The sequence below is a fragment of the Dysosmobacter sp. Phy genome (genome assembly GCF_054476235.1).
In genome coordinates, this window is the sequence record NZ_CM136997.1 from 1183136 (window position 1) to 1209547 (window position 26412).

Genomic DNA, 26412 nt, shown 5'->3' on the forward strand with positions numbered 1-26412 from the left:
TGAACACCTTGCCCCAACGCTGAGTGATGTGACGAGCGGGGCTGTCGAACACCGGCAGCCCCGCTCCCCCACGGCTCAAAACAGGGGCCTTTTTCTATGACGGGATGGAGCCTCTGCCTGAGCCGCGCCCTCCGGACGCGGCCGAGGCAGAAGCTTCAGCGAAAATTTGTGTGTAAAGGAGGAAACAGATATGGAACAGCCGGCATTGCTGGAAATGCGGGGGATCACCAAGGAATTCCCCGGTGTCAAGGCCCTGGACGGCGTGTCCCTGACGGTCCGCCCCGGCACTGTCCACGCCCTGATGGGCGAGAACGGCGCGGGCAAGTCCACTCTGATGAAATGCCTCTTCGGCATTTATGCCAAGGACAGCGGCACCATCACCCTGGAGGGCAAGGAGGTCAACTTCAAGAGTTCCAAGGAGGCCATGGAAAACGGCGTGGCCATGGTACACCAGGAGCTCAACCAGGCCCTGACCCGCACCGTCACCGACAACCTGTGGCTGGGCCGCTACCCCAAGGTGGGCGGCATCATGGTCAGCGAGAGCATCATGCGCAAGCGCACCAAGGAGATCTTCGATGAGTTGGAGGTCCATGTGGATCCCCGGGCCATCATGTCCACCCTGCCCGTTTCTCAGCGGCAGATGGTGGAGATCGCCAAGGCCGTCAGCTACAACGCCAAGGTCATCGTCTTTGACGAGCCCACCTCCTCCCTGACGGAGACTGAGGTGGAGCACCTGTTCCGCATCATCAACATGCTGCGTGACCGGGGCTGCGGCATCATTTACATCAGCCACAAGATGGAGGAGATCCTCCGCATCAGCGACGACGTCACCATCATGCGCGACGGCCAGTACGTGGCCACCCGCCCCGCCAGCGAGCTGACCATGGAGGAGATCATCCGCCTCATGGTGGGCCGCGAGCTCACCAACCGCTTCCCCCCCAAGGAGAACGTCCCCGGCGAGGTCATCCTGGACGTGGAGCACCTGTCCGGCAAGTACACCCGCCTCAGGGACGCCAGCTTCCAGCTGCGCGCCGGTGAGATCCTGGGCATCGCCGGTCTGGACGGCTCCGGCCGCACCGAGGTGCTGGAGAACCTGTTCGGCTCCATGACCAAGGGCGGCGGCACCATCCGCCTCCACGGCAAGGAGATCAAGAACCGCTCTCCCCGGGAGTCCATCAAAAACGGCTTTGCCCTGCTGACCGAGGAGCGCCGGGCCACCGGCATCTTCGGCATCCGCAGCATCCTGGACAACACCGTCATCTCCAACCTGAAGAGCTATCTGATGGGCGGTATCTGCCTGTCCGACAAGAAGATGCGGGCCGACACCGAGTGGGCCATCCAGGCCATGCGCATCAAGACGCCCAGCCAGGACACCCAGATCCGGTCCCTGTCCGGCGGCAACCAGCAGAAGGTCATCATCGGCCGGTGGCTTTTGACCAAGCCGGAGGTGCTGCTGCTGGACGAGCCCACCCGCGGCATCGACGTGGGCGCCAAGTACGAGATCTACGAGCTGATCATCAACCTGGCCAAAGAGGGCAAGGGCGTGGTCATGGTCTCCTCCGAAATGCCGGAGCTGCTGGGCGTGTGCGACCGGATCCTGGTCATGTCCGGCGGCCTGCTGGCCGGCGAAGTGGACGCCAAGAACACCAGCCAGGAGGAGATCCTTACCCTGGCCGCCAAATATGTGTAATAGAGGGGGATATCACCTATGAGCAAGGAATCCAAAACCATGGAGAAAGAGGCTAAGGCCAAAGCTGCGGCCAAGCAGCCCTGGACTGCCCAGCGCGTGCTGGACACCGTTCTCAACAACGCCCTGATCATCATCATGGTGATCGCCGTCATCTACATCGCCATCGTCAACCAGAACTTCCTCAAGCCCGCTTCCATCATCAACATCCTGGCCCAGACCTGCGCCTACCTGCCGGTGGCCCTGGGCGTCGGCGGATGCATCGTGCTGACCGGTACCGACCTGAGCGCCGGCCGCATCGTGGGCCTGACCGCCTGCATCTCCGCGTCCCTCCTCCAGGCCGTGGACGCCGCCAGCAAGATGTGGCCCAACCTGACCCCGCCGCCGGTTCTGCTGGTGCTGCTGCTGGCCATGGTCATCGGCGGTGCCATCGGCGCCTTCAACGGCTTCTTTGTGGCCAAGTACAAGCTGCATCCCTTCATCGTCACCCTGGCTACCCAGCTGATCATCTACACCATTTTGCTGCTGTACGTCAAGGCCGGCGAGAACAACGGCATGGCCATCTCGGGCCTTGACAAGAGCTACTCCGGCTTTATCACCGGCTCCCTGCTGAAGATCGGCGGCACGCCCATTCCCAACTACGTGTGGATCGCCCTGATCTGCACCGCCCTCATGTGGTTCATCTGGAACAAGACCACCTTCGGCAAGAACATGTTCGCCCTGGGCGCCAATGAAGAGGCCGCCCGCGTGTCCGGCGTCAACGTGTTTGCCACCAACATCATGGTCTTTGCCCTGGCCGGCGCCATGTACGCCGTCACCGGCTTCATCGAGGGCGCCCGCGTGGCCTCCAACACCGCCAACACCGGCCTCAACTACGAGTCCGACGCCATCGCGGCCTGCGTCATCGGCGGCGTCTCCTTCGTCGGCGGCATCGGCAAGATCCGCGGCATCGTCATCGGCGTTCTGATGCTGCGCCTGATCTTCGTGGGCCTGAACATGATCGGCATCAACCAGGACCTGTTCTACATCATCAAGGGCGGCATCATCCTCTTCGCCTGCGCCCTGGATATGCGCAAGTATCTGGTCAAGAGATAATAACGGCAACGTCCCGCAGGAGGGCGCGCATCTTCTTCGGGATGCGCGCCCCCTTTGTTTTCCCGCCGGGGCGTGGTATACTGAATCAAAGGAAAGGGAGGAGGACCCCATGGAGCAGTATCGGGTGCTGCTGGTGGACGACGAGGAGGACATCCGGGTCGGCATCAGCCGCAAAATGGATTGGGAGGGCCTGGGCTTTTCCCTGGTGGGCGAGGCGGAAAACGGCCAGGACGCCCTGGAGCTGGCGGAGACCCTGCAGCCCGACGTGGTGCTGACGGACATCAAGATGCCCTTCATGGACGGGCTGGAGCTGTGCCGCATCCTGACGGAGCGGCTGCCGGCGTCCAAGTTCGTGGTGTTCTCCGGCTTCGACGACTTCGAGTACGCCAAGCAGGCCATCCAGATGAACGTGTCGGAGTACATCCTCAAGCCCATCAACGCCCCGGAGCTGACCGCCGTGCTGGAGCGGATCCACGGCCAGCTGGACCGGGAGCGGACCGAGCGACGGGACGCCGAGCAGCTGCGCCAGCGCTACGAGGAGAGCCTGCCCCTGCTGCGCAACCTCTTTTTGTCCCGCCTGCTGGACGGCCACGTGCCCCGGGAGCGAATGGCGGAGCTGGCCCAGCGGTACGACGTGGAGCTGGGCGGCGGGGACCTGGTGGCGGCGCTGCTCCACGTGGGCGCCGCGGACCAGAGCGAGCTGACGGCCCTGCTGGTCCAGCAGCTGCTGGAGGAGCACCTGCACCCCGCCGGGTGCGTGTGCCGCCCCTTCCCCTACAACGAGTCCGTGGCCCTGGTGGTGTCCCTGGAAAGCGGGGGCGCCGTCTACGAGCTGATCGCCCAGCTCAACCGGGTCTGCGCCCTGGCGGAGAGCTACCTCCACCTGACCCTGACCGCCGGCGTGGGGGCCCCGGTCCCGGCGCCGGAGGACCTGCCCCGCTCCGCCGACGGCGCCCGCAGCGCCCTGGAGTACCGGGGCATGGTGGGCCGGGGCCAGGCCATCTACATCGGAGACCTGGAGCCCGACGGCGGCGCCCGGCTGATGTTCACCGAGAGCGACGAGCAGGAGCTGACCAGCGCGCTGAAGCTGGGCGGCGACGAGGAGCTGCGGGCGGTGCTGGACCGTCTGACGGACAAGCTGCGTCCCTCCGGCCTCTCCCCGGCCCAGTGGCAGCTGTTCTTCCTGGAACTGCTGACCTGCCTTTTGAAGGTGGCCCGGGAGGCGGATCTGGACACGGAGAGCGTGTTCGGCGCCGGGTTCACGGGACTGATGAAGGCCACGGACTTCGACTCGCCGGAGGCGCTGGAGGAGTGGTGTCTGGACAAGTGCCTGCGGATCCGGACCCAGCTGCGCAACCGGCGCACGGACTCGGCGGGCCGGGCCGTGGAGCGGGCCAAGGACTTCATCCACGCCCACTATGGGGAGAGCACGCTCTCGGTGGAGGCCCTGTGCGAGCACCTGCACCTCTCCCCCGCGTACTTCTCCACCCTGTTCAAGCGGGAGACCGGCATGAGCTTCACCGCCTATGTCACTGTGGTGCGGATGGAGGCGGCGGCCGCCGCCCTGCGGAACACCGAGGACAAGACCTACCTCATCGCCCGCCGCTGCGGGTATGAGGACCCCAACTATTTCAGCTATGTGTTCAAGCGCCACTTCGGCATGAGCCCCACTAAGTTCCGCTCCGGCTGAGGCAGCGCGTCCGGACGCCGGGACGGCCGGGCCGCCTCCGGCGCGCCGCGGAAATACCAGGAGAGGAGGAACCCCCATGCGGGAGAAGATCGCCGGCCTTGCCCGGCGCTGGCAGAGCGCCTACCGCAGCACCAGCATCCAGATGATCCTGTCCGCCTCCTTCACGGCGGTGGCGGTGCTGGGCATGGTGTTCATGGGGCTGACGCTGTTCCTGCGCTTTTCCGCCACCTCCAACGCCCAGCAGTCCGAGAACAGCCAGCGGGTCCTGGCCCAGGTGAATCTGAACCTGGACAGCTACCTGCGCAGCATGATGCGGGTGTCCGACGCGGCCTACTACCACGTCATCAAGGATCTGGACCTGGCGGAGGAGGACCCCTCTTCCGAGCTGGAGCTGCTCTATGAGAGCAACCGGGACTCCCTGGTGTCCATCGCCCTGTTCTCCCAGGAGGGCAGGCTCCTGGCGGCCAGCCCCATGGGCGTGCTGAAAAACAGCGTCTCCCCGGAGCGGGAGAGCTGGTTCACCGCCGCCACGGAGCGGATCGAGAACCTCCACTTCTCCACGCCCCATGTGCAGAACCTCTTCGACGACCCGGACTACCGCTACCGCTGGGTGGTGTCCCTGAGCCGCTACACGGAGCTGACCTGGGACGGCAGCACCCAGGGCGGCGTGCTGCTGGTGGACATGAGCTTCGCCGGCATCGAGCAGATCTGCAAGGACGTGGACCTGTCCGCCTCCGGCGGCTACCTCTACCTGACCGACGACGCCGGGGAGCTGATCTACCACCCCCGCCAGCAGCTGATCTACGCGGGGCTGCTGGAGGAGAACAACCGGGCGGCCGCCGCCTACACCGACGGCACCCACACCGAGACCTTCAACGGCGAGCACCGCCAGGTGACGGTCAAAACCGTGGGCTACACGGGGTGGAAGCTGGTCAGCGTGGTGCCGGCGGAGGAGCTGCTGGACAACTACGGCCAGCTGATGCTGTTCTTCCTGTTCATCGTGCTGTTCTCCGTGTTTTTGCTGATTTTCGTGAACCTGCGCCTGTCCGAGTGGATCACCGCCCCGGTGAAGAAGCTGGACCGGGCCGTCAAGGAGCTGGAGGCCGGCGTGCAGCAGGTGGACTTCGACGTGGGCGGGCCCTATGAGGTGGAGCACCTGAGCCACTCCATCCGCTCCATGGTCTCCACCATGCGCCACCTGATGGCGGACATCGTCCAGCAGGAGGCGGAAAAGCGCCGCAGCGAGCTGGATGTGCTCCAGTCCCAGATCAACCCCCACTTCCTCTACAACACCCTGGACTCCGTGGTGTGGATGACGGAAAACGGACGCACGGAGGAGGCCACGGTGATGCTGACCAGCCTCGCCCGGCTGTTCCGGATCTCCCTGAGCCGGGGCAGCAACATCATCCCCATCGCCGACGAGCTGGAGCACGCCCGCAACTACCTCACCATCCAGAAGATGCGCTACAAAAACAAGTTCTCCGCCGTCATCGAGGCGGAGGACGGCGTGGAGAAGCTGTATACCATCAAGCTCATCGTCCAGCCCATCCTGGAAAACGCCATTTACCACGGCATGGCCTACGCCGACGGGGACGGGGAAATCCGCATCTCCGCCCGCCGGGAGGGAGACGACGTGGTCATCGACGTCACGGACAACGGCCCCGGCATGCCGGAGGAGGTGGTGGAGCGGCTGCTGGACCCGGACGCGCCCCGGGCCAACACCAATTCCAAGGGCTCCGGCATCGGGCTGCGCAACGTCCACCAGCGGATCCAGCTGAGCTTCGGCCGGCGCTACGGCCTCACCATCCACAGTGAGCCCGACGCCGGGACCCGGGTGCAGATCCGCCTGCCGGCCCTGGAGAAGGTGCCGGATCAGGGGAAGGAGGGGAAGCCATGAAGCGAAAGGTCCTTTTGCAGCTGGTGGTGCCCCTGCTGAGCCTGTGCGTGCTGTTTTTGCTGCTGACCGTGGATCCGGTCCGCTCCGGCCAGCCCCAGCGGCTGCTGGAGATCTCCGTGCTCTACCGCCAGAGCGACGCGTCCGCCTGGTCCGTGGTGCGCCAGGGGATGGAGCAGGCGGCGGTGGATCTGGGCGCCGAGCTGCGCTTTCTGACCCCCGCCGGGGAGGATGTGCCGGCGGAGCAGCGGGAATTGCTGGAGCGGGAGGCGGAGACCGGAACAGACGCCATTTTGCTGATCCCGTCGGACCGGGCGGCCCTGGCGGAGACGGTGCGGGAGATCACCGCCGCCGGCACTCCGGTGGTGACGCTGGAGACCGACCTGTCCGACGCCGGTGCCCGCGCCTGTATCGGCGCCGACAACACCGCCCTGGGCGAGGCCATGGGCACCGCCGCCCTCAACGGCGCGCCGGAGGGATCGCTGGTGATCCTGCTGGACACGGCGGAGGATAACGGGATCAACGACCGTATCCGGGCCGCCGAGATCCTGCTCAAGGCGGCGGGGCGCCGGGTCTACCGGTGCAGCCCCGTGGGCACGGAGACCCTGACCGTGGCCATGGAGCGGACGCTCTCCGCCATGAGCGCCGCGGCGGTGGTGGCCTTTGACGCCGCGGACCTGGAGCAGGCCGCCGCCCTCTTGGCGGGCCGGGAGGATGCGCCGCTGCTCTACGGCGCCGGCTCCACCGCCACGGTGGCCGCCTATCTGGAGCAGAGCACCATCCTCTCCATCGCCGCTCAGAACGACTTTGCCGCCGGCTACCTGGCCGTGGGCGCCGCCGTGCGGGCCATCCAGGGCCAGAGCTATTTCCAGGTGGAGCCGCTGGAATTCGTGCTGGTGCGCCAGGAGAACATGTACGAGCCGGAAAACCAGAAGCTGCTGTTCCCCGTGACCCGCTGAGACGGCTCCCCGCGGATTTTTTGAGACAAGGAGGTCCCCCATGAGTAGACGGATGAGACGGCCCTGTTCCCTGCTGGTCCTGGCGGCGCTGCTGCTGGCCCTTTGCGGCTGCGCACCGGGCCGGGAGACCCCCACCATCCGGGTGGGCGTGGCACTGTACCTCCAGGAGGACACCTTCCTCTCCACCGTGGTCCAGAGCCTGGAGCAGCTGGCCCGCGCCCGGGAGGAGGCCCTGGGCGTCAAGCTGAACTTCAACATCGCCGACGCCCGCAGCTCCCAGGCCTCCCAGAACGAGCAGGTGGACCGGTTTTTGCAGCAGGGCTGCGACGTGATCTGTGTGAACCTGGTGGACCGGACCGCCGCGGCGGTGATCGTGGACAAGGCCCAGGCCGCCGGGGTGCCCATCGTCTTTTTCAACCGTCAGCCGGTGCAGGAGGATCTGGACCGCTGGGACCAGGCCTACTACGTGGGGTCCAAGGCGGACCGGGCCGGGATCCTCCAGGGCCAGATCGTGCTGGACGCCTGGCAGAAAAACACCGCCGCCCTGGACCGCAACGGCGACGGTGTGCTGCAATATGTGATGCTGGAGGGCGAGCCCGGCCATCAGGACGCCCTGCTGCGGACGGAGTACTGCGTCAAGACCCTGACAGAGGCCGGCGTGGCGGTGGAAAAGCTGGCCAGCAACAGCGCCGACTGGGTCCGCGGTCAGGCCACGCTGCGGATGCAGCAGTGGCTGGAGACCTTTGGGGACACCATCGAGGTGGTGTTTTCCAACAATGACGACATGGCCCTGGGGGCCATCGACGCGTGTATGGCCGCCGGGATGACGGAGGCGGAGCTGCCCTTCATCGTGGGGGTGGACGCCACGCCCCCGGCCCTGGAGGCTGTGGCCGCCGGGACGCTGAAGGGCACCGTTCAGAACGACGCCGCCGGTCAGGCGGAGAGCATTCTGGACCTGTGCTGCGCCCTGGCCGGAGGGCAGGATGCCGCCTCCGCCGTGGCGCTGGAGGACGGGAAGTACGTGTGGCTGGAATACACCGCCGTCACAAAGGAGAATCTGGAGGACTTTCTGCCGGAGGCGTGAGCCCCGTGGCCGCCCCTCCGCCGAAGCGGGCCTCCCGCCAGGCGGAGGGGCTTTGTCCGGTCCGCCGGCGGAACAGCCGGGAGAAGTACAGCGGGTCCTCGAATCCCGCCGACGCCGCCACCGCCCCCACCGGCAGCGCCGTGGAGGCAAGCAGCTGCCGGGCCCGCTGGAGCCGGCAGCGGGTCAGATACTCGCTGGGGGAGCACCCGTACACCGCCTGAAAGGCCCGGTAGAGATGGCTGCGGCTGAGCCGGACCTCCCGGGCCACCTCCTCCACCCCGATGGGCCGGGAGTAATTGCGCTGGATGAACTGCGCCCCCCGGCGGGCGTAGTCCGCCAGGGCCTCCTCGGGCCGGGCGGGCTCCTCCTCCATCAAAAGGCCCAGGGCCGCCTGAAGGTAGCCCGCCATCCGCACCGCGCTGGAGTAGCCGGACCCCCGGGCCTTGTAGATCTCAAGCAGCGCCTGGCGCAGCCGGTCTCCGGCCTTGGGCCGGGCCACGGGCCCTGCGGCGAACACCGTGGCGGACAGCAGCAGCGGCGCGCTGGGCCCGGCAAAGCCCACCCAGTAGTACTCCCAGGGATCCTCCGCCGCGGCCTGGTAGTGGGCGGCCTGCTCCGGCCGCACCAGGAAGGCGTCCCCGGCCTGCAGCTCCCACTGCCCCTCCCCGATCCGGCAGGCGCCCCGGCCGGAGAGGATGTAGTGGATCAGGTAGTGGTCCCGGATGCCGGGGCCCCAGCCGTAGAGCGGCGGGCACTTCTGAAAGCCCGCGTTGTACACCGCCAGGGACAGCTCCGGCCGCTGGGCCGTCTTGAAGGAGTGCTTGAAATCCCGTGTCATGGCTGCATGCCTCCCCTGTGATATCCTCTGGGGACAGCATACCGCCATTTGGGGCGCTTTGCAACAAAAATCCATAAAGGGGACACGGAAATGAATGGAAAATCCCCCCGGCATTTGATAGCTTAAGAACAGAAAGAACGACAACAGGAGGGCAACGCTATGGAACATCAGACCCTGGAACAGTCCCTGCGCTCCGGCGCCCTGGACCAGCGGCTCGCCGCCGTGTACGGCGCTGAGGGACTGGCCGCCGCCAAGGAGCGGTGCGCCGTGGCCGCCGCAGGCTTCACCAAGACCTTTGAGAGCCTGCCGGAGGCATTTTTCTCCGCCCCCGGCCGCACGGAGCTGGGCGGCAACCACACCGACCACCAGCACGGCCGGGTCCTGGCCGCCGCCGTGGACCTGGACATCCTGGCCGCCGCCGCCCCCAACCAGAGCGGCATGCTGCGCATCCAGTCCCAGGGCTACCCCATGATCGTGGTGGACCTGCGGGAGCTGACTCCCCAGAGCGGCGAGGAGAACACCTCCGCCGCATTGATCCGGGGCGTGGCCGCCCGGATGGCCGCCCTGGGCTGCCCCCTGACGAACGCCGGCCTGGACGCCTACGTCATCTCCGACGTGCCCGGCGGCAGCGGCCTCAGCTCCTCCGCCGCCTTTGAGGTGCTGATCGGCACCATGCTGGGTGAGCTGTTCTGGGACGGCAAGTGCTCCGCCGTGGAGATCGCCCAGATCGGCCAGTACGCCGAAAACGTCTTTTTCGGCAAGCCCTGCGGCCTCATGGATCAGACCGCCTCCTCCGTGGGCGGCGTGGTGGCCATCGACTTCGCCGACACCGCCAGCCCCGTGGTGGACAGCATCGCCCTGGACCTCCACGCCCAGGGGTACGCCCTGTGCATTCTGGACTCCGGCGCGGATCACGCGGACCTGACCGGCGAGTACGCCGCCATCACCGACGAGCTCAAGGCCGTGTGCCGGTGCTTCGGCAAGGAGGTCCTCCGGGAGGTGCCGGAGGCGGAGTTCCTGGCCGAGCTGCCCCGGGTGCGGCAGGCTGCCGGGGACCGGGGCGTGCTGCGGGCCTTCCACGTCTACGCCGAAAACCGCCGGGCGGCGGCCCAGGCCGAGGCCCTGCGCAAGGGGGACTTCGAGGGCTACCTGGATCTGGTCCGCCAGTCCGGCCGCTCCTCCGCCATGTATTTGCAGAACGTGGTGCCCACCGGCGCCGCGGAGCACCAGGAGCTGATGGTGACCCTGGCGCTGTGCGAGGCCATTCTGAACGGCCGGGGCGCCGTCCGGGTCCACGGTGGCGGCTTCGGCGGCACCGCCCAGGCCTACGTGCCCCTGGATCTGTTGGAGGAATTCAAGACCCGGACCGAGGCGGTCCTGGGTCAGGGCAGCTGCCATGTGGTGACCATCCGCCCGGTGGGCGGCGTCCGCCTTGGCTGAGAGGAAGGAGAGAACGACATGATCGATGCAAGCGTTGCGGCCCTGGTCCAGTACGCCGTGGACAAGGGGCTCATCGAGGAGTGCGACCGCACCTGGGCGGAAAACCGGGTGCTGGGGGCTCTGGGCATCAGCGCGTATGACCGGCCGGAGACCGTCCCGGCCATGGAGCTGGAGGAGATCTTAAAGACCCTGCTGGACGACGCCGAGGCCCGGGGCGTCATCTCCGGCGGCGTCACCGAGCGGGACCTGCTGGACACGGAGCTCATGGGCCGTCTCACCCCCCGCCCCTCCCAGGTGATCGGGGAATTCAAGGAAAAGCTGGCCCAGTCCCCCAAGGCCGCCACCGACTGGTTCTACGGTTTCTGCCAGGACACCGACTACATCCGCCGCTACCGCATCGCCCGGGACGTGAAGTGGGTCACCCCCACGGCCTACGGCGACCTGGACATCACCATCAACCTCTCCAAGCCGGAGAAGGACCCCAAGGCCATCGCCGCCGCCCGCACCGCGGCCCAGAGCGGCTATCCCAAGTGCCAGCTGTGCCGGGAGAACGAGGGCTACGCCGGCCGCATGGACCATCCCGCCCGGCAGAACCACCGCATCATCCCCATCACCATTGACGGGCAGGACTGGTTCTTCCAGTACAGCCCCTACGTCTACTACAACGAGCACTGCATCGTCTTTAACGGCCGCCACGTGCCCATGAAGATCGACCGCTCCGCCTTCCGCAAGCTCCTGGACTTCGTGGTCCAGTTCCCCCACTACTTTGTGGGCTCCAACGCGGACCTGCCCATCGTGGGCGGCTCCATCCTGAGTCACGACCACTTCCAGGGCGGCCACTACACCTTCGCCATGGAGCGGGCGGAGATCGAAAAGGCCGTCTCCTTCCCTGGCTTTGAGGACGTGACCGCGGGCATCGTCAAGTGGCCCATGTCCGTCATCCGCCTGCGCTGCGCCGACGATGGCCGCCTGGTGGACCTGGCGGAGAAGATCCTCACCGCCTGGCGGGCCTACTCCGACCCGGCCGCCGGCATCTACGCCGAGACCGACGGCGAGCCCCACAACACCATCACCCCCATCGCCCGGCGGCGGGGGGATCAGTACGAACTGGACCTGGTGCTGCGGAACAACCTCACCACCGAGGAGTTCCCCTTGGGCGTGTTCCACCCCCACCAGGAGCTCCACCACATCAAGAAGGAGAACATCGGCCTCATCGAGGTCATGGGCCTGGCCGTGCTGCCCTCCCGCCTCAAGAGCGAGCTTTCCCAGCTGGCGGACGTGCTGGTGCAGGGCGGCGACCTCCGCGCCGACGAGGCCATCGCCAAGCACGCCGACTGGGTGGAGGAGCTCAAGAAGCGCTACACCTTCACGGCGGACAATGTCATGGACATCCTGCACACCGAGGTGGGCCGGGTGTTCGCCCGGGTGCTGGAGGACGCCGGCGTCTACAAGTGCACTTCCGAAGGCCGCTTGGCCTTCGAGCGGTTTATCAACAGCGTGAAATAAGGAGGAGTACGATATGAAAACGATCCTTGTCGCCGGCGGCGCCGGCTACATCGGCAGCCACATGGTGGCGCTTCTCAAGGAGCGGGGCATCAACACCGTGGTGGCGGACAACCTGCGCACCGGTCACTGGCAGGCCGTCAAGGGCGGCGTGAAGCTGTACGTGGGCGACCTGCGGGACGCGGCCTTCCTGGACCGCATCTTCACCGAGAACGACATCGACGGCGTCATCAACTTCGCCGCATTCTCCCTGGTGGGCGAGAGCGTCACCGACCCCCTGAAGTACTACGGCAACAACGTGGCCGGGTCCCAGTCCATGCTGACCGCCATGAAGAACCACGGCGTGAAGCGCATTGTGTTCTCCTCCACCGCCGCCACCTACGGTGAGCCGGAGAAGCAGCCCATCGAGGAGACCGACCGCACCGAGCCCACCAACCCCTACGGCGCCAGCAAGCTGGCCATCGAGGGCATGCTCAAGTGGTGCGACAAGGCCTACGGCATCCGCTACGCCGCCCTGCGCTACTTCAACGCCGCCGGCGCCAACACCGACGTTGGCATCGGCGAGGACCACAACCCCGAGTCCCACCTGATCCCCCTGGTGCTCAAGACCGCCCTGGGCCAGCGGGACCACATCGGCATCTACGGCGACGACTATCCCACTGCCGACGGCACCTGCATCCGGGACTACATCCACGTCCGCGACCTGGTGGAGGCCCACCTGCTGGCCCTGGAGTATCTGGAGAAGGGCGGCGAGAGCGGCGCGTTCAACCTGGGCAGCGGCGACGGCTACTCCGTTAAGGAGATCATCGACACCGCCCGCAAGGTCACCGGCAAAGCCATCCCCGCCGTGGTGGAGCCCCGCCGTGCCGGCGACCCCTCCGTGCTGATCGCCTCCAACCACAAGGCCGCCGAGGTCCTGGGCTGGACGCCCAAGCGGGGCCTGGAGGAGATCATCGCCGACGCCTGGGCCTGGCACTCCAGCCATCCCAATGGCTACGAGGGCTGAGCCATGTGCGAGACCACGCCCTTCGGCACCCTGGAGGGACAGGATATCCCCCTGATCCGCCTGCGGAAGGGAGACATCCAGGTGGAGCTGCTGCCCTTCGGGGCCGCCGTCCGGGCCATCCGCGTCCCCGACCGGCAGGGCCGGGCCACGGACATCTGCCTGGGCTATGACCGCGTGGAGGACTACCGGGACCGCGACGCCTGCTTCGGCGGCACCATCGGCCGCTGCGCCAACCGCATCGGCGGCGCCGCCTTCACCCTGGACGGCCGGACCTTCCGCCTGACCGCCAACGAGGGGGCCAACCAGCTCCACGGCGGCGTGGTGGGCTTCCACAAGAAGCTCTGGCGCTTTACCTGCGCCCCCGGCGCCGTCACCTTTGCGCTGGACTCCCCCGACGGGGAGGAGGGCTTCCCCGGCAATGTCCACGCGGAGGTCACCTACGCCCTCTCCGGCGACACCCTGACCGTGGACTACCGGGCCGTCAGCGACGCCGACACGGTGGTGAACCTCACCAACCACGCCTACTTCAACCTGGCCGGCCACGACGGCGGACCGGTGTCGGACCATACGCTGACGGTCCGCGCCGAGGCCTACACCCCCGCGGGAGCGGGCAACGTCCCCACCGGAGAGATCGCTCCGGTGGCGGGCACGCCGCTGGACCTGCGCAGCGGCGCGGTCCTGGGCGACCGGCTGGGCGAGGCATTTCTCGCGGCCAGCCGGGGCTATGACCACAACTACGTGCTGGACCAGGGCGGCGCTCCGGCGGCGGAGCTGTGGTGCCCCCGGACCGGCATCGGCCTGGAACTGTCCACGTCTCTTCCCGGCATGCAGCTCTATACCGCGGGCTTTCTGACCGAGCGGACCGGCGTGGCCGGCGCCGTCTACGGCCCCGGCCACGCCGTGTGCCTGGAGCCCCAGTTCTTCCCCGACGCGGTGAACCACGCGAACTTCCCCTCCCCCGTGCTGCGGGCCAGGGCGGAGTACCGCCAGACCATCCGCTACCGGTTCTTCGTCCGGTGAGGCCCCGCTTTTCGACTGTGCGCGTCCCATTTGTGTGTGTAAAAATAGAGACCGGGCCCTCCGCCGAAATGGCGGGGGGCCCGGTCTTTTGTCAATAGGCGATCAGCAGGTCTGGGTCTTGTTCATAGCTGCGGCGGAGGGAGCACTGCGTGTCCAGGAACCTGCACAGCCGCTGAAAATGGACCGCCGTATCCGCATAGTCTTTTAGGCTGGCCTGCACATCCAGCTCCTGGGCGGAGGGGACGCCGCCGTACCACGGCAGAGGGTCCTTGATCAGGGGCAGGTAGTCGGCCTCCGTGACGGCGCCGGTATGGACCTCCCCGGTCACGTCGGTATAGGTCCAGGAGACCTCGCTCAGATTCCCCACCAGGGCCAGCAGCCGGAAGGCCGCCTGTTCCATGATCTCCTCTACCCGGTTCTCCGTCCCCATGACGGTCTGGAGCTGGATGGTGCAGCCGTAGGGCTCTGCGCCGGTCTGGAGGGAGAGGGTGTAGCCCCCCAGCTGCGGGATCTCCGTGCAGCCCACCAGGCGGCCCACGGTGGAGGCGTTGCCCACGTAGGGGGTTTTCGCCTCCAGCAGGTCCAGGGTCTCCCGGGCAATGGTCTCCCCCTCCTGCCAGATGAGGCGGCCGCAGAGGTATACCTTTTCCACTCCCTCCAACGGTACGCCGATCCTGCCCCAGGCGGTAGGGTGGATGGGAGAGACGATTCCCTCCCGGGCGGTGATGCGTGCGGTGCCGTTTTCCACCTCCGTGTCCCAGCCCCACCAGGCGTTGGCGGAGACACTGGAGGTGACATCCACCCACAGCTGTCCGCCGGCGGTCCAGGTACGGACGGCCATGGTGTCCGCCGAGGCGGGAGAGCCGATCAAAAACACCTTGGCCGCCAGGGCCCCCGCCAGCACCAGCACCGTCAAAAGCACCGCCAGCACCACCCGCTTCCAGCTGCGGCGCTTCACCTTTTTGAGGTAGTCCACCTCCTTGGCGGTCTCCGCTTCCTGCTCCGGCTCCGGGGCGCGCATGGCGTCGAGGCGGGCGGCGCAGTCCGGACAGCCGGCCAGATGCCGCTCCACGGCCTCATTGGTCTCCGGGGCCGTCAAATGCTCGGCGTAGGCGGGCAGCAGGTCCCGCACCACGGCGCAGGTCAGGTCATTTTTCATCCCGTTCACCTCCGGTTTTCAGCCGCTCCTTGCAGCGGTAATAGGTCACCCGGGCCCAGGTCTCGGTCCTGCCCAGCACCGCTCCGATCTCCCGGAAGCTGAGATTTCCGAAGATCCGCAGGTACACCACCTCCCGGCCCGGCTCCGGCAGACCGTGGACCCGGCGCAGGAGGTCCAGCCGCCCGGACTGGTCCAGCACCTCCTCCTCGGCGGAGGGCAGGGGCGGCAGGGCCCCCTCCTCCTCCGGCAGGGGCGTCTCCCGCCGCTGCCTGCGCAGGTGCTGGTAAAAGAGGTGCTTTGCGATCTGGCACAGCCAGGTGGACACCTGGCAGGACCCGTCGAAGCGGCCGATGGACCGGACCGCCTGGTAAAAGGTCTCCTGGGTCAGCTCCTCCGCCGTGTGGGGGTCGTGACACAGGGAGAGCAGGTATTTGTACACCGTCGCGGCGTGGCGGCGGTAGATGTCGTCCATGGGTTCCACGGCGGTCCTCCCTCCCTTCTGTCCATGTATCCCCGGCGGGGGCGGTTCGTTACACCGGCGGAAAAATTTTTTGAAAAGCGCCCCTCCGGGAGATGCCGGAGGGGCGCTGTATGCAAAGACACACCGGACGCCGTCCGGCGCGGAGGCTCACTCCAGAGCCGTGGCCTCAAACATCTCGTCAAAGGAGCGGATGTAGTAGTCCGCCAGCTGCCGCAGCTCCGCCTGGTCGTCCTCGGCGGCGGGGTCGTACACCGCCGCCACCCGGAACCCGGCGGCCTTAGCGGTGCGGACGGCGTGGAGGGCGTCCTCGAAGATCACCGTGTCCTTCTTGTTGGACTGGAGCCGCCGCATGGCCCGCTCGTAGATCTCCGGGCTCTCCTCCTTGCCCCGGGCCACGTCGGCGCTGGTGACGATCCCCCGGAAGTAGCCGTCGATCCCGGCATGGCGCAGGGCGGCCTGGGCCAGGTGGCGGTCCGTGGCGGTGGCCACGTACATCCACACCCCCTCCATCTTCAGCAGGGACAAAAATTTCTGCACGCCGGGCTTGGCCTGGACCTCGCTGTGGTAGAAGTCGTCCACCCGCCGCTCCAGCATGGCCATCAGCTCCTCCTCCGAGGCGTCCAGGTGGTAGGTCTCCCGGCAGTAGACGACGCCCTGACGCAGCGTCATGGGCTTGAGCCGCTCCAGCAGGTCCGGCGCGGGCTCCACGCCGAAGTGCCGCAGCAGCCCTGTCCCCAGCCCCTGCCACATGGGCATGGAGTCCAGCAGCGTTCCGTCCATATCAAAAATCGCGCTTTGCAGTCTCATGAAATGGTTCCTTTCTTTCCGTACCGTCTCCAGACATTGCATCCATTGTAGCACTGTGCTACCATAAAAGGCAATGAAAAGACGAAAAAAGGAGGCGGTCCCATGCGGCTGTTCGCGGCCATCCGGTTCTCCCCGGCGGTGGAGGAGGCCCTCTGGGCGGCGGTGGGAGACCTGCGGCGCCGGGGCGCGGGCACCTTCACCCGGCGGGAGAACCTGCACCTGACGCTGGCCTTCATCGGGGAGACGGACCGGCTGGCAGAGGTAAAGGCCGCCCTGGCGGCCCTGGCGGGCAGCGGACCCGTTTCGCTGGAGGCAGGCGGACCCCTGGGCCGGTTCGGGGATCTCTGGTGGGCCGGCATCCGGGGCGGCCCGGCGCTGGAGGCCCTGGCCGGTGCGGTCCAAAACACCCTGCGGGCGGCGGGCTTTCCCATCGAGCGCCGGGTCTGGAAGCCCCACGTGACCCTGGTCCGCCGGTGGCGGGGGCCCGTTCCCGAGACGCAGGTGTCCCCGGCGGCCATGACGGCGGAGCGGATCAGCCTCATGCGCTCGGACCGGGTGGACGGGCGGCTCATCTACACGGAGGTGTTCTCCGTCAGACTGTAAACTGAGAAGAAAACGCGGGCGGGACCGAAAGGTCCCGCCCGCGCGGTGTTTTATGGCGCTGCGGCGCTCAGCAGAGCTTGGCGCCCGCGGGGAAACAGGCGAAGCGCCGCCGGGGGCGGAAACAGCGAGATTGTTTCGAGGAAGCGGCACGATTGGCGGGCATCGCAGGTGCCCGGGAATCGTCCTGCCGCGACGGTGGGGGCTGTACCGGAGGGACCGGCGCACTCAGCAGAGCTTGGCACCGGCGGGGATGGAATCATCCACCATCAGCAGGTGCAGCTTCTCCTCGCCCTTTTCCGTGTGGACGGCGGAGATCAGCATGCCCTGGCTCTCCTGGCCCATCATCTTCCGGGGCGGCAGGTTCACGATGGCCACCAGGGTCTTGCCCACCAGGTCCTCCGGCTCATAGAACTTGTGGATGCCGGAGAGGATCTGCCGGTCGGTGCCGGTGCCGTCGTCCAGGATGAACTTGAGCAGCTTCTCGCTCTTCTTCACCGCCTCGCAGGACTTGACCTTCACCACCCGGAAGTCGGACTTGCAGAAGGTGTCGAAATCCACGGGCTCCGTCAGCTGGGGCTCCAGCTCGATGTCCGGCAGGGCGGCCTTTTTGGCGGCGGCCGCGGCGGCCTCCAACTCCTCGATGGCCTTGTCCACGTCGATCCGGGGGAAGAGGTTCTCGCCCTTGGTGACGGCGGCGGTCTCGCTGAGGCTGCCCCAGGCGGCGCTGCCCCAGGTGCGGACATCCTCGCCGGCGCCGATCTGGGCAAAGAGCTTTTCGCAGCTGCCCGGCATGAAGGGGCTCAGCAGCACGCCGCAGATCCGGGCGGTCTCCAGGAGGTTATAGAGCACGTGGGCAAGACGGGCGCCATTTTTCTCCATGTCCTTGGCCAGGACCCAGGGGGAGCACTCGTCGATATACTTGTTGGCCCGCTGGATGACCTTGAACACCTCGTCCAGAGCCTTGTGGGGGGCGAAGGACTCCATGGCCTCCTCGTACCGGTTCCGCAGACCGGAGGCCAGGGAGATCAGCTCCGTGTCGTAGGGCTCCGGGGCGGCCCAGGTCTTGCAGCCGGCGGGCAGCTGTCCGCCGAAGTACTTGCCCGCCATGGCGGTGGTGCGGGAGACCAGGTTGCCCAGGTCGTTGGCAAGGTCGGTGTTGATGGTCTGGATCAGCAGCTCGTTGGAGAAGTTGCCGTCGGAGCCGAAGGGGAAGGTCCGCATCAGGAAGAAGCGCAGGGCGTCCACGCCGAACTTCTCCGCGAGAATGTAGGGGTCCACCACGTTGCCCTTGGACTTGGACATCTTGCCGCCGTCCAGCAGCAGCCAGCCGTGGCCGAACACGTGCTTGGGAAGCGGCATCTCCATGCTCATCAGCATGGCGGGCCAGATGATGGAGTGGAACCGGACGATCTCCTTGCCCACGATGTGGACGTCAGCGGGCCAGTAGTGGTCGTAGTCGTCGTACTTGTCGTTGAAGAGGCCCAGGGCGGTGGTGTAGTTGAACAATGCGTCCACCCACACGTAGACCACGTGGCCCGGGTCAAAGTCCACGGGGATGCCCCAGGTGAAGCTGGTCCGGGACACGCACAGGTCCTCAAGACCCGGCTTGATAAAGTTGTTGACCATCTCGTTGACCCGGGACCGGGGCTGGAGGAAGTCGGTGTTCTCCAGCAGGTCCTGGATGCGGTCGGCGTACTTGCTCAGCCGGAAGAAGTAGGCCTCCTCCTCGGCGTCCTGGACCTCCCGGCCGCAGTCGGGGCACTTGCCGTCCACCAGCTGGCTCTCGGTCCAGAAGGACTCGCAGGGCTTGCAGTACTTGCCCTTGTAGGTGCCCTTATAGATATCGCCCTTCTCGTACATCTTCCGGAAGATCTTCTGGACGGAGGCGACATGGTAGTCGTCGGTGGTGCGGATGAAGCGGTCGTTGGAAATGTTCATCAGCTTCCACAGGTCCAGCACACCGGCGGGACCCTCCACGATCCGGTCCACGAATTCCTTGGGGGTGACGCCGGCCTCCCTGGCCTTGTCCTCGATCTTCTGGCCGTGCTCGTCGGTGCCGGTGAGGAACATGACGTCCTCGCCCTTGAGCCGGTGATACCGGGCCAGGGCGTCGGTGGCCACGGTGCAGTAGGTGTGGCCGATGTGGAGCTTGTCGGAGGGATAGTAGATGGGGGTGGTGAGATAGAATTTCTTCTTGTCCATGGGGTTCTCCTTCTTTCACGGCCGCTCCGAATGGAAGAGGGCCGGTATTGACAACATACCTATTATACACGCTTCGCCCGGAAATTACAATGGGTCCCCCACGGGCGGCGGCACGTCCCGGTCCGCCAGGGAGCCCCGGCGCTTCCACCGGCCGGAGAGGTAGTAGATCACCGTGGCGGCGAAGCCCGCGGCCCAGCCCACGCCGAAGCCGTAGTACATGAATTCCGGTCCGAAGCGGTTGGCCATGAGATACACGGAGGGCACCCGCAGCAAGATCAGGGACAGCACCGTGTTCACCATGGGGAACACGCTCTCTCCCGCGCCCCGCATGGCGTTGTTGAGGGTGAAGAACACGGCGAAGAGCACGTAGAAGGGCATGATGCCCCGCAGGTACGCCGTTCCGGCGCTGACGACGGCCGGCGTCTCCGAGAAAAAGCCGATCAGGGCGGGGCCCAGGGGGATCAGCACCGCCGCCATGATCACGGACCACGCCACCGCCGACACGACGCCCACCCGGACGCCCTTCCGGGCCCGGTCCTCCCGCCGGGCGCCCATGTTCTGGCCTACGAAGGCGGTCAGGGCGTTGGACAGGCTCTGGACCGGCAGGAAGGCCATCTGGTCCACCTTGTAGCCCACGTTGTACCCGGCGGTGTAGGCCTCGCCGTAGGAGTTGACCTTGCTCATGATGACCATGGACCCCACCGCCACCAGCGACATCTGGATGCCCGCCGGCAGGCCGATGCCCATGATCTGGCGGAACAGCTGCCGGTCGAACCGGCGGGAGAAGGGGTGAATGGCGATCTGGGGATAGCGGCGGTTGATGTAAAAGAGGCCGAAGAGCCAGGAGAAGGCCTGGGAGATGATGGTGCCCAACGCCACGCCCAGGACTCCCAGCCCCGCCCACAGCACCAGCGTCAGGTCCAGGATGATGTTCAGCACGGCGGCGGTGGCCAGAAACAGCAGTGTGGAGCGGCTGTTGCCAAGGCCGCCCAGGATGCCGGCGTTGAGGTTGTAGCCGATGGTGCCGATGAGCCCGGCGCAGACCACCATGAGATACACCCAGGCGTCGTGGTAAGCGCTCTGGTCCACCCGCAGCAGCCACAAAATGGGCTCCACCACCAGCAGGGCCAGCGCCGTCACCGGCACGGCGGCCCAGACGAAGGCGGTGTAGATGGTGTCCACCGCGTCCCGGACCCGGTCCAGCTTCCCGGCGCCGTAGAACTGGGCGATGACCACGGTGCCGCCATTGGAAAGCCCCATGAACAGGGATGTGAACATGAAGATCACCGGGAATCCCACGCCCACGGCGGCCAGGGCCGAGTCTCCCACGTACCGGCCCACCACCCAGCTGTCCACCATGTTGTACAGCTGCTGGAGGAAGCTCCCCGCCAGAAGGGGCAGGGCAAAGGCAAAGATATGACCGGCCACGCCGCCGGCGGTCATGTTCCGCAGGCCGGACTGATGCGCCATGGCATCCACCTCCCTTTCGGAATTCCTTATCTTTACTGTACTCTTTTTGTTCTGCCGGAGCAATATTGTTTTTTCCCGGGAAATCCGCTACAATGGGAAAAAACAACGCGGAGGAACTGCATATGCGACTGGTATCCTGGAACGTCAACGGCCTGCGGGCCTGCCTGGGGAAGGGCTTTCTGGACTTCTGCGCCGTCTCCGGCGCCGACGTGATCTGCCTCCAGGAGACGAAGATGCGCCCGGAGCAGGCCGAGTTCGACCTGCCGGGCTTTCACCGCTACTGGAACAGTGCCGACAAGGCCGGCTACTCCGGCACCGCCGTCTTTACAAAGGAGGAGCCCCTGGCCGTCACCTACGACTTCGGCATCGATGCGCACCGTCACGAGGGCCGGGTCATCACGGCGGAGTACCCGGCGTTTTTCCTGGTGTGCTGCTACACCCCCAACTCCAAGGACCAGCTGGCCCGGCTGGACTACCGCATGGCCTGGGAGGACGACATCCGGGACTATCTCCTGGAGCTGGACGGAAAAAAGCCCGTGGTCTACTGCGGGGACCTGAACGTGGCCCACAGGGAGATCGACATCAAGAACCCCGGCCCCAACCGCCGCAATCCCGGCTTCACCGACGAGGAGCGCCAGAAGATGACCCGGCTGCTGGACAGCGGCTTTGTGGACACCTTCCGCTATCTCTACCCCGACAAGACCGGGGCCTACTCCTGGTGGAGCTACCGCTTCAACGCCCGGAAGAACAACGCCGGGTGGCGGATCGACTACTTTCTCGTCTCGGAGCGGCTGAAGGAGAAGATCCGAAACGCCGACATCTGGAGCGAGGTGCTGGGCAGCGACCACTGCCCGGTGATGCTGGAGCTGGACGTGTGAGCCCGCCCGGCGGAGCGGAAAAAAGAGGAGGCGCGGCAGCTGCCGCGCCTCCTTTGACGTTGTGGCCCGCACCGGGCAGGAGGATCTGCGCTCAGGAGTGGCGCCGCCGCTCCGGCGCCGGACGCCGCATGGCAGCCAGCTCCAGGAAGCGCCGCTGCCCGGCGGTCCCGGAGACTTTTTCCATGGGGGGAAAGTCCCGGTCGAAGGCCTCCGCCTCCGCCGGGTCCACCTCGTAGGCGGGGTCCTCAAAATAGCGGCCCGCCGCCCCGTCCAGCGCGCCCTCGTACAGAGGGCAGCCCAGCAGGGCCGCGGCGTACATGCCGTCTGAGGTGCGGACGTCCCAGGTCTCCGCCGGCGAAAAGCCGTGGCGGGTGTAATAGTCCGGGTCTCCGCACAGCAGAATGGCCCGGAAGCCCATGTCCCGGGCCAGCGCCCGGGTCCTTCGGAGCAGATCGCCGCCGATCCCCCGCCCCTGGAGCGGGGGCAGCACGGAGATGGGCCCCAGGGTCAGCACCTGGCGCTCCGTCCCGTCGTCTCCCCGGATGCGGCCCGTGACGCACACGCAGTTCCCCACGATCTGCCCGTCCCGCACCGCCACCAGGTCCAGCTCCGGCACGAAGGCGGGACAGCCCCGCAGGCGGTGCAGCAGGGCGTGCTCCACGCAGCCCGGGGCGTATTGGTTCCAGAAGGCCGCCCGCGTCAGCGCCTCGGTCTCCCGATAGTCGGCGGGCTCCTCCCGCCGGATCGTCCACTCCATGGGACCACCTCCCTCTTTGTCGGTATTGTACGACGCCCGGAGGGGATTTGCAACTCAGCTCAGCAGGGCGTTCATCTCCTCGATCTCCAGGTCCTGGAGGGCCCAGTTGATGCCGTAGCCCACCACCTTGGCAAGGTCCCGCACCTGCTGGTCGATGTCCCGGGTGGTCACCATGAAGGTGCCGTTTTCCCGGAGCTTGTCCTCGTCCACCTGCTCCACGCCGGACTCCTCCAAAAGGTCCGCCGCCAGCGTGGCGGCGTCCACCACCGTGGGCACCCCCAGGGCGATCACCGGCACGCCCAGGGTCTCGGCGTTCAGCGCCGCGCGGTGGTTGCCCACTCCGGAGCCGGGGACGATGCCGGTGTCGCTGAGCTGCACCGTGGCGCAGACCCTTCCCATCCGCCGGGAGGCCAGGGCGTCCACGGCGATGACCAGGCCGGGCTTCACCTGCTCAACCATGCCCCGCACCGCCTCCGCCGACTCCACGCCGGTGGTGCCCAGGACTCCGGTCCGCTGCACCGCCACGGGGCGAAAGCCCGCAAACTGCCGGGGCATGGCGGCGATCAGGTGCCGGGTGATGAGAACGCTGTCCAGCGTCAGGGGCCCCACGGCGTCCGGCGTCATGGCCGCGTTGCCCAGGCCGATCACCAGCACGCTGCCCTCTGCCGGCAGCAGGGCCTTCAGCTGGCCCCCCACCACCCGGACTGCCCGCTCGAAAAAGTCCGCCTTCCGCTGCCAGAAGGTGGTCAGGTCAATGGTCAGATAGCTGCCCACCGGCTTGCCCAGAGCCTCCTCCCCCCGCTGGTCCAGAATGTCCACCCGGGTGACGGGATAGCCCTCCTGGCGGGTCTTGACGGCCTTCACGCCGGAAAGCCGGCTGGTCCTCTGGGCCGATTCCTGCCACAATTCCCGGGCCTCCAGGGCCAGATCCGTGCGTTTTTGAAACAAAATCTGCCGCCTCCCAACACAAAATATTGTGGTTCCGGCCATAGGTTTTGCGTCCAGCCATACAATATACAAAATTTGAACAGAAAATGTGAAAAAAGTCTTGCTTTTTGGAAACTTCCCTGCTAAAATATCATTCTGCACGGTGGGAAATTCCGCCGAATGATTTTGCCAAAGGGAGGTGTTTGGTTTGCCGAATATCAAGTCTGCCAAGAAGCGCGTTCTGATCGCCGAGGCGAGAAACGCCCGCAACAAGGCCACGAAGTCCGAACTGAAGACCGCCATCAAGAAGTTCGAGGCTGCTGCCGCAGAAGGCAATCGCACCGAGGCCGATGGCGCGTACAAGGTTGCTGTGAAGAAAGTCGACCAGGCTGTGGCCAAGGGCGTTCTGCACAAGAACACGGCCGCTCACCGCAAGAGCGCCATGACCCTGAAGCTCAACAAGATCGGCTGATGGTTGTGACTCAAAAGGACATCCGCTCCGGATGTCCTTTTTTGCTGCCTGAAAACCCCTGACCGGAGGGAAAATTCACACCCTGGCCCTTTTCTTTTGCAGGGACCGTGATAAAATAGCCCTATATCAAGGATACGAGGTGTTCTCATGCCCATTTTCGATACCCACGCCCACTATGACTCCGGCGCCTTCAACGCCGACCGGGAGGCGGTCCTCGCCGCCCTGCCCGCTGCCGGAGTGGGTCTTGTGGTGGACCCGGGGTGCGACGTGCCCTCCTCCCGGGCGGCCGTCGCTCTGGCGGAGAAATTTCCCCACGTCTACGCCGCCGTGGGCCTCCACCCGGAGGACTGCGCCGGCTGCACCGACGCCGACTTCGACGCCGTCCGCGCCCTGTGCGCCCACGAGAAGGTGGTGGCCATCGGGGAGATCGGCCTGGACTACTACTGGAAGGAGAACCCGCCGAAGGAATTCCAGGAGCAGGTGTTCCGCCGCCAGATCGACCTGGCCCTGGAGCTGGACCTGCCCGTCATCGTCCACGACCGGGAGGCCCACGGGGACAGTCTGCGGATCGTGCTGGAGTACCCGGCCCTCCGGGGCGTGTTCCACTGCTTTTCCGGCAGCCCGGAGATGGCGGCGGAGCTTTTGAAGCGGGGCTGGTACCTGGGCTTCGACGGGCCCATCACCTATAAAAACGCCAAACGGGCCCCGGAGGTGGCGGCCATCACCCCCCTGGACCGCATGGTCATCGAGACGGATTCCCCCTACCTGACGCCGGTGCCCCACCGGGGTGAGCGGAACGACAGCCGCTATCTTCCCTTCGTGGCGGAAAAACTGGCGGAGTGGAAGGGCGTCACCACAGAGGAGATCATCGACGTCACCTGGCGCAACGGACTGCGGCTGTTCGGGCTGGAGGGGAAGGCATGAAACGGCTGTTGGCAGGTTCTCTTTTGTGCCTGCTGCTGGCGGGCTGCGCCGCCCCGGCGGCGGACATCTCTGACCCGGCGGATGCCGGGACGGAAGCTGCCGTTTCCGCTGCCCTGCCGGAGACGGAGGACCTGCCCGTCCTCTCCGCCCCCGCCGTGGTGACGGAGGGGCGAACGCCGGAGACGGCCTATGACCTGCCGGAGGAAGTGAGGCGGCTGGCGGAGTGGGACCAGGCGGCGGAGCCGGCGGCCCTGCTGGCGCGGACGGAGGACGCGGCCCTCTACGGCCTGGACGGCGAGGAGGACCGGCTCCTGCTCCGGTGGGGAGATACCCTGGCGGAGTTCGACTGACCCTACCGGACGCCCCGCACCGTGGCCCCCCGGCTCCGGCAGGTGGACGCCGACGGCGACGGCGCGGAGGAACTGGCGGTGGTCTGCTGTTACGGCAGCGGCACCGGGGTCTCCATCGAGCAGCTGCACATCGTGGAGAAGAACGAGGACGGCACCCTGACGGACTACCGCCTGCCGGAGGACGACTTCTGCGGCGGACAGCTGACGGCGGCGCTCCGGGTGGAGACCGTGGAGGGCCGGACCTTCGCGGTCCTGGGCCGGGAGCTGCTGGAGATCACGGAGCTGACAGAGGGCAGAACCCCGCCCCAGGGGCTGGCCGCCGGGAGCATCGTTGGGTTTGACGTGGACCCGGACGACCCCTATGGGGTCCCCATCCGCTTCCGCGGCAGTGCCTGGCTGGAGGGAGAGGACTACCTGCCCACGGTCTGGTATGCGGCGGACCTCTCCGCCTGCGTCCGATTTGAAAACGGTATGTTTACCCTGTCCGGCCTCCATCTGGACGGGATCGAGTGAAAAAAGGAGCGATCTGCATGGAAAAAGGCTTTACCATTACCTATGAATACGGGGACAACCTGTATGTGAACCCCACCAACCGCTGCAACTTCAACTGCGAGTTCTGCCTGCGCCACAACCAGAGCTCCGGCGGCAGCATCTACACCCACAACCTCTGGCTCAAGCGGGAGCCCACGAAGGAGGAGATCCTCTCCTCCATCGAGAGCAGGGACCTCTCCAAATACAAGCAGCTGGTGTTCGTGGGCTTCGGCGAGCCCACCTACCGCTTTGACGACATCTGCTGGGTCGTCGACCAGATGAAGGCCCACGGCACCAAGATCTTCACCCGCATGGACACCAACGGCACCGGCTCCCTCATCAACGGCCGGGACATCGCCCCGGAGTTCGCAGGCCGGTTCGACATGGTGTCCGTCTCGCTGAACACCGACACGGCGGAGAAGTACAATCGGCTGTGCCACCCCCAGCAGGAGAACGCCTACCAGGCCATGAAGGACTTCACCCGCGAGGTCCGCAAGTACGTCCCCACCGTCATGATGACCGTGGTGGACACCATCCCCGCCGAGGAGATCGAGGCCTGCCGGAAGATCTGCGAGGAGGAGATCGGCGCCACCTACCGGGTCCGGGAGTACATCGCGGACTGACGGCACACCGCC

The 26412-nt window shown here is 66.5% G+C and carries 25 protein-coding genes; 17 read left to right on the forward strand and 8 right to left on the reverse strand.

The features are described from left to right. The first annotated feature begins 190 nt into the window (after positions 1–190). The 6 genes from ACVDHE_RS05810 to ACVDHE_RS05835 all read left to right on the forward strand — a co-directional run bounded on the left by ACVDHE_RS05810 (position 191) and on the right by ACVDHE_RS05835 (position 8409). Positions 191–1690 (forward strand): sugar ABC transporter ATP-binding protein, encoded by a 1500-nt coding sequence (locus ACVDHE_RS05810; RefSeq protein ID WP_458885911.1) that lies wholly within the window; start codon positions 191–193, stop codon positions 1688–1690. Between the two features lie 18 nt (positions 1691–1708). After that, complete coding sequence (locus tag ACVDHE_RS05815; protein WP_249539218.1) at positions 1709–2782, forward strand: galactose/methyl galactoside ABC transporter permease MglC; 1074 nt, start codon at positions 1709–1711, stop codon at positions 2780–2782. 109 nt (positions 2783–2891) lie between these two features. Beyond that, positions 2892–4472, forward strand: coding sequence for a response regulator (locus ACVDHE_RS05820; RefSeq protein WP_213037244.1), 1581 nt, complete (start codon positions 2892–2894; stop codon positions 4470–4472). A gap of 76 nt (positions 4473–4548) precedes the next feature. After that, positions 4549–6369 (forward strand): cache domain-containing sensor histidine kinase, encoded by a 1821-nt coding sequence (locus tag ACVDHE_RS05825; RefSeq protein ID WP_458885912.1) that lies wholly within the window; start codon positions 4549–4551, stop codon positions 6367–6369. Then, positions 6366–7325 carry a sugar ABC transporter substrate-binding protein gene (locus ACVDHE_RS05830; RefSeq protein WP_458885914.1) on the forward strand — a complete coding sequence of 320 codons (960 nt, stop codon included), beginning with the start codon at positions 6366–6368 and terminating at the stop codon, positions 7323–7325. Before ACVDHE_RS05825 ends, ACVDHE_RS05830 begins: the two co-directional genes overlap by 4 nt. A gap of 40 nt (positions 7326–7365) precedes the next feature. After that, positions 7366–8409 (forward strand): galactose ABC transporter substrate-binding protein, encoded by a 1044-nt coding sequence (locus ACVDHE_RS05835; RefSeq protein ID WP_458885915.1) that lies wholly within the window; start codon positions 7366–7368, stop codon positions 8407–8409. Here ACVDHE_RS05835 and ACVDHE_RS05840 read toward each other — a convergent pair. Next, a complete protein-coding gene (locus ACVDHE_RS05840; protein WP_458885916.1) occupies positions 8369–9247 on the reverse strand; it encodes an AraC family transcriptional regulator in 879 nt (292 codons plus the stop codon). The two genes, ACVDHE_RS05835 and ACVDHE_RS05840, sit on opposite strands and share 41 nt — an antisense overlap. Before the next feature lie 159 nt (positions 9248–9406). Here ACVDHE_RS05840 and ACVDHE_RS05845 point away from each other — a divergent pair, with 159 nt between their 5' ends. Genes ACVDHE_RS05845 through ACVDHE_RS05860 form a run of 4 tightly spaced genes read left to right on the forward strand, consistent with a single transcriptional unit; the run spans position 9407 to position 14216 of the window. Further along, positions 9407–10687, forward strand: coding sequence for a galactokinase (locus tag ACVDHE_RS05845; protein ID WP_458885917.1), 1281 nt, complete (start codon positions 9407–9409; stop codon positions 10685–10687). 18 nt (positions 10688–10705) lie between these two features. Beyond that, positions 10706–12193, forward strand: coding sequence for a UDP-glucose--hexose-1-phosphate uridylyltransferase (gene galT, locus ACVDHE_RS05850; protein WP_458885918.1), 1488 nt, complete (start codon positions 10706–10708; stop codon positions 12191–12193). Between the two features lie 13 nt (positions 12194–12206). Next, positions 12207–13196 carry a UDP-glucose 4-epimerase GalE gene (galE, locus tag ACVDHE_RS05855; protein ID WP_458885919.1) on the forward strand — a complete coding sequence of 330 codons (990 nt, stop codon included), beginning with the start codon at positions 12207–12209 and terminating at the stop codon, positions 13194–13196. A 3-nt stretch (positions 13197–13199) separates the two neighbouring features. Then, a complete protein-coding gene (locus tag ACVDHE_RS05860; RefSeq protein WP_458885920.1) occupies positions 13200–14216 on the forward strand; it encodes an aldose epimerase family protein in 1017 nt (338 codons plus the stop codon). Between the two features lie 91 nt (positions 14217–14307). On the opposite strand, the gene ACVDHE_RS05865 is transcribed toward ACVDHE_RS05860, so the two are convergent. The 3 genes from ACVDHE_RS05865 to ACVDHE_RS05875 all read right to left on the reverse strand — a co-directional run bounded on the left by ACVDHE_RS05865 (position 14308) and on the right by ACVDHE_RS05875 (position 16663). Then, complete coding sequence (locus tag ACVDHE_RS05865; protein ID WP_458885921.1) at positions 14308–15375, reverse strand: DUF4825 domain-containing protein; 1068 nt, start codon at positions 15373–15375, stop codon at positions 14308–14310. Further along, on the reverse strand, positions 15365–15847 hold the full coding sequence (locus tag ACVDHE_RS05870) for an RNA polymerase sigma factor (protein WP_458886157.1): 483 nt from the start codon (positions 15845–15847) through the stop codon (positions 15365–15367). The genes ACVDHE_RS05865 and ACVDHE_RS05870 overlap by 11 nt, the downstream gene beginning before the upstream one ends. 156 nt (positions 15848–16003) lie before the next feature. Beyond that, on the reverse strand, positions 16004–16663 hold the full coding sequence (locus ACVDHE_RS05875; RefSeq protein ID WP_213037255.1) for an HAD family hydrolase: 660 nt from the start codon (positions 16661–16663) through the stop codon (positions 16004–16006). Between the two features lie 102 nt (positions 16664–16765). Here ACVDHE_RS05875 and thpR point away from each other — a divergent pair, with 102 nt between their 5' ends. Next, the gene (thpR, locus tag ACVDHE_RS05880) at positions 16766–17266 is read left to right on the forward strand and encodes an RNA 2',3'-cyclic phosphodiesterase (protein ID WP_458885923.1); all 501 of its coding nucleotides are present in this window, start codon (positions 16766–16768) and stop codon (positions 17264–17266) included. Positions 17267–17491: 225 nt separating this feature from the next. Here thpR and metG read toward each other — a convergent pair whose 3' ends face one another. Next, positions 17492–19468, reverse strand: coding sequence for a methionine--tRNA ligase (metG, locus tag ACVDHE_RS05885; RefSeq protein ID WP_458885924.1), 1977 nt, complete (start codon positions 19466–19468; stop codon positions 17492–17494). Between the two features lie 84 nt (positions 19469–19552). Beyond that, on the reverse strand, positions 19553–20938 hold the full coding sequence (locus ACVDHE_RS05890) for an MATE family efflux transporter (protein ID WP_458885925.1): 1386 nt from the start codon (positions 20936–20938) through the stop codon (positions 19553–19555). Between the two features lie 122 nt (positions 20939–21060). Here ACVDHE_RS05890 and ACVDHE_RS05895 point away from each other — a divergent pair, with 122 nt between their 5' ends. After that, positions 21061–21816: an exodeoxyribonuclease III gene (locus ACVDHE_RS05895; protein ID WP_458885926.1), complete on the forward strand. Its 756-nt coding sequence runs from the start codon at positions 21061–21063 to the stop codon at positions 21814–21816. A 91-nt stretch (positions 21817–21907) separates the two neighbouring features. Here ACVDHE_RS05895 and ACVDHE_RS05900 read toward each other — a convergent pair whose 3' ends face one another. Continuing rightward, the gene (locus tag ACVDHE_RS05900) at positions 21908–22573 is read right to left on the reverse strand and encodes a GNAT family N-acetyltransferase (protein WP_458885927.1); all 666 of its coding nucleotides are present in this window, start codon (positions 22571–22573) and stop codon (positions 21908–21910) included. A 54-nt stretch (positions 22574–22627) separates the two neighbouring features. After that, positions 22628–23521, reverse strand: coding sequence for a GPR endopeptidase (gene gpr / locus ACVDHE_RS05905; RefSeq protein WP_458885928.1), 894 nt, complete (start codon positions 23519–23521; stop codon positions 22628–22630). A 187-nt stretch (positions 23522–23708) separates the two neighbouring features. On the opposite strand from gpr, the gene rpsT reads away from it, so the two are divergent. The 5 genes from rpsT (at position 23709) to ACVDHE_RS05930 (ending at position 26400) form a co-directional block, all read left to right on the forward strand. Next, positions 23709–23972: a 30S ribosomal protein S20 gene (rpsT, locus tag ACVDHE_RS05910; RefSeq protein WP_213037261.1), complete on the forward strand. Its 264-nt coding sequence runs from the start codon at positions 23709–23711 to the stop codon at positions 23970–23972. A gap of 147 nt (positions 23973–24119) precedes the next feature. Then, positions 24120–24896 carry a TatD family hydrolase gene (locus ACVDHE_RS05915; RefSeq protein ID WP_458885929.1) on the forward strand — a complete coding sequence of 259 codons (777 nt, stop codon included), beginning with the start codon at positions 24120–24122 and terminating at the stop codon, positions 24894–24896. Next, positions 24893–25246 (forward strand): hypothetical protein, encoded by a 354-nt coding sequence (locus ACVDHE_RS05920; protein ID WP_458885930.1) that lies wholly within the window; start codon positions 24893–24895, stop codon positions 25244–25246. Before ACVDHE_RS05915 ends, ACVDHE_RS05920 begins: the two co-directional genes overlap by 4 nt. 21 nt (positions 25247–25267) lie before the next feature. Then, positions 25268–25759, forward strand: coding sequence for a hypothetical protein (locus ACVDHE_RS05925; protein ID WP_458885931.1), 492 nt, complete (start codon positions 25268–25270; stop codon positions 25757–25759). 17 nt (positions 25760–25776) lie between these two features. After that, positions 25777–26400 (forward strand): TatD family nuclease-associated radical SAM protein, encoded by a 624-nt coding sequence (locus ACVDHE_RS05930; protein WP_458885932.1) that lies wholly within the window; start codon positions 25777–25779, stop codon positions 26398–26400. Positions 26401–26412: the final 12 nt, after the last annotated feature.